This is a genomic window from Nostoc parmelioides FACHB-3921, from assembly GCF_014696625.1.
Taxonomy (GTDB): Bacteria; Cyanobacteriota; Cyanobacteriia; order Cyanobacteriales; family Nostocaceae; genus Trichormus; species Trichormus parmelioides.
On the sequence record NZ_JACJQL010000138.1, the window covers coordinates 1 to 6,725 of the forward strand.

A 6,725-nucleotide genomic window follows, 5' to 3' on the forward strand; every position below is an offset into this window, starting at 1 on the left:
TTTATCCTTTGACTTACATTCACTATTTATCTAAGACAATTGGCTTTATTCTAGATGTTTGAATTTGCTTCCCAATTCTTATTAGCAATTAAGATGCGTTCGCCCTGTCGCTAACTCCGAGATTATCGAATCACCCAAAAAGATCACCAGTCCGCCTGACATTGGCTATTGGATTGATACCAGCCGTGTTGGTGTTAAACCCTGTGCCAAGATTCGCTTTAATAGCAAGTTGTTAGAAAAACCTCTGCTAAGGGAAGACTTAAAACAAGATCCTGTGTTGAAAAATCTCATGGTAATTCGTCAGCCGAATGCTACCAATTACAAGATTACGCAGAAAAGGTGACAACTCTCTCGCTAACGCGCAATTCCCCATCATCGCTTCGTCCCGATGGGCGGGAGTACCCCTTGCGGAGGTCTAGATGGCAGCGTGTGCATAAATTGAGGAGGTATTACCTTGCTTGGCTACGTAAATTCTAGCTTCTCGTTCTAGATACTCAATTTCTATTTTCCACCGCTCAAGCCTGTATTTTCGTTCTTGTAATTTATTTTCTGTCGGGTTTGTGGAAGGTTGAGTATCTCTATTAGGTAAAATTCCATTATTTTCAAGCCAAGTACGTGAAAATACTTGCCATAGAAATACATGATCGTGCTTATATCCACCCAGAGAGCGAATCCGTTTAACTGAAAGATTTGCTTCGCTAAAAAGAATTTGCTGATTTTGAGAATTTTTAGGGAATAGGCGTGTCTCGCTACCTCTTCCACGAAAGAACTCGACTACAAACCACTCACCGAAATCGAATATACAAACTTCTGTAGGATCGCTACCATCATCCTCTAATAGATCAACATCACCTTGGATTTGATATCCTATGGCAATTTGTGATGTCTGAGGTAGCAAGATGCGAAGTCTTTCAAAGCGATTACTGTAATCAGCCCAAAAATCTCTGCGTTTACGTAGCTGATTCGATTCAAAATCGCGTAAACTAAGTTTACTCAATAAAATATCAACCAATTTCTGGAAATCACCATAATTAATACCTCCAATCCACTCTCTAAGTTTTTGCCTTGCATGATCTGAAAGTTTATACCAATTTTCACCATTTCTATAGTTATTTCGCAACCAATCAACTAAGAGTGAATGACGACTTGCTATATGGTTAGGAATATTTAGGAGCAAATTATCAACGGCTTTTATTTGTTGACTGTTTGACATTGTGTCTAAAGAGCTTAACAGCCATTTGACTTGCTGAACATTAGGGGAAGAGATTGTTATAAAATAGGGAGCTATGTAATTTATGAATTCACTAAATAAAGGAATCCATATAGGTAATAATCCTTGAATTTTTGTGTGAAACTCAGTTGGATTTAAGTGTTGTTCACAAGTGATTTTTGCTAATTCAAGACCTGCTTGTTTACTGCAAAATGCCTGAATAATTTTAACTAACAACAAGTTTCTAGACAAGTTAGAATTAGCAAATATATCAAAAGATTTAACTAGAGACTCTGCTAAAGCCTGTTCTTCCTGAATTCCATAGTAAAGAGCTAAACGCCACAATAGTTGATGTTGTAGCCATGAGTTAGAAAGGGACACCTTCCAAATAGCGGCTGATGTTTTATCTGCTTGTTCAATATTTTGCTGATCCCATTGTGGTTTAGAATAAATACAATAAACCCATTCTAAGTGGCTTACTTTATCAGCTTTACCCTGTTCAATTGCTTGTAATACCTTATCAACACTTGGTATTGATATTTTCGTATCTCCTAAGTTACTAGCAATCTGAATCATTTGGTTAGGGCTACACTGAGGAGTTTCAGGTAGTGAAGGAAGAGAAAAATTAGAATTAACCATTTTTTATTATTTTACTCAGAGGTTTTAGCGATATTCTTCTTCAACTCATCACTACGAAACTGAAAACGGAATAATACTTTGCGATCGCTTGGATTATCACGCCGCTTATCAGATTCAATCTCTCCACGACCAGCAGCTAATATTTTTTGACTTAAAGGTGCCTTAGTCGGAAAATTCATTTCATAGAAAATATAATTGTAGACTGATGCTGAACGCAACAGGCTTAATTGTAGATTAGCTTTGTTATCACCATCTGAGCTTGTGTGACCTTCTATAACTACGCGACTAATTTCTTTTTCAAACTCTGGTTTTGAGAAAATAACACCGCTATAAACGGGAATAAAGCGACGTAAAAAAGCTTTGCCTTCTAGTTTGAGTTCTGTACTCCCTTTAGAAAATAAAATTGAATCTTGAATACTTACATCACCAGTATCTGGGTTAACTTTAACATTAATATTGTTGCTTTTCATTTGTCCTACAACATTGCCAATTACTACTCGTTTTGGAGTATCTTTTTGTGCAAGCTGGAGTAATGCAGTGATAAAAAGTAAAGCAAAAAACATCAATAAACCAGACATTAAGTCACCAATAGATAGATAAATACTAGAATCATCGTCCTCAGGAATATCTGCATTCACAAATTCATCACTGATAAAATCAGTCATTGTAACTACTCCATTGATAATTCAGTATTTTTCATTAGCTGCTACCAAGACTTCTGCCGTTTTAAGTAAATTTCCACAAACTTTAGCCATAGAGGTATCAGCTTTTTGAAAAAAGCTTACCTGTAAGTCAACAGTTCTTTGCATAGATAGTTCCAGATGACTCTGCCAAGACTGAAGGCTATCATCGAATTTTCGGGAAAGATTTCTGTATGAGGTATCTACTACTTGTACTTGTTGTCCAACATTACTAGCAAGGTTTTCTATTTGTATTAGTCGTTGTGCATCGTTTAATCCAGCAGCACTAACTAATCTGTTAATTTGTTCGACAGATGTCTGAACCTTAGTCATACTTTTGTCTAGCTCTTGAGCTAATTCACTACGTTTTTGATATTCTTCTTGGAAGACTTGATCAAGATTGTTCACAACTCTAGATAATCCATCTCTTTGTTTGCCTAACGTCCCTTCAAGTAAATTATTTTGTTCTTGAAAGAACATCTGTAGGTTGCTTTGATATTCTTTTCTAAAACTTGTCAAATCATCTTCTACCGTTTGGCGAGTTGCTGTGAGTGTTGCATCGATATTTTCTAAAGTAACCAAAAGATTATTCTTTGCATCATTCATCAATCCAGAAGCGTGATCACCTACTGATTTTAAAGTATTGGCTTGTTCATGAAAGGTTGTATTTGCCTGGGTAAGAATATGGATGATTCCAGTTCGAGTAGCTTTAAGCATCTGCTGTTCCAGTGCTGCACGTTCTTGAAGTGCTGTTTGTAGTTCTTCCCTGATTCCTCGAAAGGTGGCAGCAGCTTGTACTGCACTTGCCTCAAAAGCACTTCGCTGGCTTGTCATTCCTTGGATACTTTGGTCTACGGCTCGATTAATTTCCTGAGATGTTTGTTGTATAACTCCTGTAGTTTCAGTTTGAAATTGACTTAAAACTTGTCCCATATTGTTAGCAAATCCTTGAAGCATTTGCTGTTCCAGTGCTGCACGTTCTTGAAGTGCTGTTTGTAGTTCTTCCCTAATTCCTTGAAAGGTGGCAGCAGCTTGTACTGCACTTGCCTCAAAAGCACTTCGCTGGCTTGTCATTCCTTGGATACTTTGGTCTACGGCTCGATTAATTTCCTGTGCTGTTTGTTGTAAAACACCTTTTGTATCTGTTTGGAATTGATTGAGAGTGTATCCTAGATGGTTAGCAAATACTTTTAGTTCTACCAAAGTCTCTTTTTGGAAATTCTGAATGGTCTGAATGGAACTTGCCAAACTTTGAGAAATTCCACCTAATTCTTTATGTAAAGTCAACACAGCTTCAGAAGCTTGTTGGGTTAGCTTTGCGCTTTTATCTAGTCTGTCTGCAATTGGTTCTAGTACCTGAACTCGCAGATCCTTGATGAGTTCTTCTAAAACTCTTTGACCCTGCTTTTCTTGAAGTTCTCTGAGTTGCTTCTGCTCTTTGTAAATTGCTTCTAAGCCCGGAAATATTTGCTGACGAATAGCTAAAGCAATGCCTTGTGCTGATAATTGATTTAATCCAGCGAATTGTTCTGTTATGCTTTCACCTACAGCTTGGCCAATAGCTTCCGCGTTTAGTTGCTTTAGCCCGGTTAAGTTTTTCGCTACAAGTCCTAGTGCTTCAACTACCTCAAGGTTACTATTCTCTGCCGTTTTTAAAGTTGCGATCGCTTTTAACCTCTGACGCAAATTATCACGCCGTTTTTGCCGTAGCGTATCACACCCAAATAAAACTAATGTAAACAAGCTACCAGAACCTAGCCCCATCAAGGAAGTAGAGAAAGCTGTTTTCATTCCTCCCAGTAGCTCTTTACTAGCAGTCATCAATTCTTGAGAATTTTCTGTAGATAAATTAATTCCTTGAAGTCCTTCTTGTATACCATAAAATGTTCCTAAAACACCTATGGCAGTACATAATGTTATGACAAAACGCAAGGAACTTCGAGGTATTGGCTGTAATAAAATAGATGGATACTTTATAAGTATGAATTGAGGATTCTTTTTTACTTGTTGACTAATTATAATTGTATCATCAGTTCCAAAATGCTCTTTTAACCAGTTGTGAACATTGTTTGAAAAAGTTAAAGTTTTACCCTTCTTCAAATTATTCAAAACTTTAATCGATTCTTCGGTTGTGCCACATTCTGAGTACCAATACTGCCATAATGTGTAAAATTCGACAATAATTGAGACTACTAGCACACAAGAAGTTGCCCAATGGAAAGGTTCATTATCCCAAATAATGTCCCAAATGTTTGCTATTTCCATGCTGTCCCTCTGTTGTTTATGTTGGCTATATTTATCTTTTTAAATTGCTCTAATTCTTTATGCGTGAAGACTTCTTCAGCTATCCGCATTGGAAGATGTTCTGCATACAGGCGTTCTCCCATAGGTTTTCTGAGGCATAAGCTATAAAGAGGCTCACCTTCTAATTCGTTGTCCTCGATTAAATAAACCTGTTCTGGTGAATAGCTTTGCAATAAGCGAATTTGCAAAGCAGTTTTTAAGTCTCGTGAAGCAATAGATAGAGGTGAATTGTGTCCAAATAATTCACAAGAAACTTTCCAAGCATGATTAACTGACACGATCTCGTTAACCAGTTTCTCTACAGAAGGATATAACAGTTCGTTTATCTCATTACCCAATGTTTTTAACCCAACTATCTGATACTCAATAGATTTAGTCTTCCCATTTTTGTAAACTGATTTAAACGCAGATAGCTATTGATGGATATCTTGCAATTCTCCATGTTTTAGCACCTGTTGTTGTGTATTAGCTGCCATTGCGGCTAAGGGAAGCTAGGCTAACCATTAGTTATAAACATTACCTATATTTTTATATGTGCCACTGATCTAGATCACAGGTTGCGGAATAAATATCAGTTATTCTTGATACAGGAAGTACACGTAACAGGCAGTTATATAATGGCGTAACCGCAAGAGCGTAGCTGATCGCTCTGAGGCATTACTCTAGAAATGGTGTACTGCTCTCCATCTTTGGAGAGTAGGTTGCGATATGTGCAATACCTTATGCCCTACTGGGTTGTGATCGCTTAAACGTCGAGCAACTGAACTAACTACCAAACACATAAGAAAATAACAACATGAAGTCTATATTATCTGGCAGTACAGCTTTATTAATTGGCATAGTCGTTGCCTTGAGTTTACCAAAGAATGCAATTGCTCAAGACCCTTCAAAACTCGTAGATTCAATTAAATCTGTCGCTCAGGTTAAAAAGGACTTAAAACAAACATTGGAAGCTTTAGATCGATGTGGTGTAGGGTCTTGTTTTAACAGTACATCTACTTATATTTGTGAATTAGTTGGGGCATTAGATGTTAAGGTGAATGGCAGAATAATAGGAGAAATGTCTGGTGGCAATAGTAGTTTGCCCATTACAGCATCAGATTTAAAATTGATGAAAAAAATCTTTAGCCAGTGTAAACCAACTAATTATCAATTCTGGAATTGGGGTAATGTACTCCATGTAAGTTACCTACCTAATACCCAGGTAGACCGTCAAATTCGGGCTGCTTTAGGTGTAAAAACAACAAGGAGATAGTTCTCAAAATCCAATTTGATTACTAAATAGAATCTCCCAAACAAAGACCCACTGCCTATTTCAAGGGCAACCCCAAGTATTACCGCATTATCGATGGCATCCGCGTCTCCCTTGCAGATACCTTGGCTTGTCACACGCTATGCAAGGATTGTGGCTGGTCATGGGGTGCTGATTTGGAAAGCTGGGGATCAGGTTGGGATATATGCGATCGCCCAAATCATTGAACCACCCAAGATGATCGCTAGTCCGCCTGATATTGGCTATTGGATTGATGCCAGTTGTGTTGGTTTTAAACCCTGTGCCAAGATTCGATTTACTAGCAAGTTGTCAGAATATACGTTGCTGAATGGAAATATGATTTCGCCGGATTTTGGATAGAGCCTCCAGGCTTTCAGAAAATATTTCATAGCTGGATTTAGCAAAGCCGAAAAATTAATGGCGATGGCTAGGAGGGCAAGGTGTATGGATTGCAAAGCACTAATTTACGACGGGGTAAGGAAACAGGCGATCGCACCAATATACCCCCATTGTTTGATGAAGTGGGATATTTCCCAACAACCCCGGATAATTGGACAAATTGAGTTACCCTATGATTTTGAATCAGTACCAAGTATTGTTTTGTTACCTGATAAAGACA

6 protein-coding genes are annotated in these 6,725 nt (G+C 37.8%); 2 read left to right on the forward strand and 4 right to left on the reverse strand.

From position 1 onward, the window contains the following. Positions 1–415: 415 nt before the first annotated feature. From H6G14_RS32495 to H6G14_RS32510, 4 genes are read right to left on the reverse strand one after another with little or no spacing between them, the layout of a single operon-like run. Positions 416–1,849 (reverse strand): EH signature domain-containing protein, encoded by a 1,434-nt coding sequence (locus H6G14_RS32495; RefSeq protein ID WP_190573046.1) that lies wholly within the window; start codon positions 1,847–1,849, stop codon positions 416–418. A gap of 11 nt (positions 1,850–1,860) precedes the next feature. After that, the gene (locus tag H6G14_RS32500; RefSeq protein WP_190573048.1) at positions 1,861–2,514 is read right to left on the reverse strand and encodes an OmpA/MotB family protein; all 654 of its coding nucleotides are present in this window, start codon (positions 2,512–2,514) and stop codon (positions 1,861–1,863) included. A gap of 21 nt (positions 2,515–2,535) precedes the next feature. After that, positions 2,536–4,794, reverse strand: a complete 2,259-nt coding sequence (locus H6G14_RS32505; RefSeq protein ID WP_242054334.1) for a hypothetical protein — start codon at positions 4,792–4,794, stop codon at positions 2,536–2,538. Beyond that, positions 4,785–5,111: a hypothetical protein gene (locus H6G14_RS32510; RefSeq protein WP_338421257.1), complete on the reverse strand. Its 327-nt coding sequence runs from the start codon at positions 5,109–5,111 to the stop codon at positions 4,785–4,787. The genes H6G14_RS32505 and H6G14_RS32510 overlap by 10 nt, the downstream gene beginning before the upstream one ends. Before the next feature lie 518 nt (positions 5,112–5,629). Here H6G14_RS32510 and H6G14_RS32515 point away from each other — a divergent pair. Further along, on the forward strand, positions 5,630–6,088 hold the full coding sequence (locus H6G14_RS32515) for a hypothetical protein (protein ID WP_190573051.1): 459 nt from the start codon (positions 5,630–5,632) through the stop codon (positions 6,086–6,088). A 93-nt stretch (positions 6,089–6,181) separates the two neighbouring features. Further along, positions 6,182–6,466, forward strand: coding sequence for a hypothetical protein (locus H6G14_RS32520; RefSeq protein WP_190573053.1), 285 nt, complete (start codon positions 6,182–6,184; stop codon positions 6,464–6,466). The last annotated feature ends 259 nt before the right edge of the window (positions 6,467–6,725 follow it).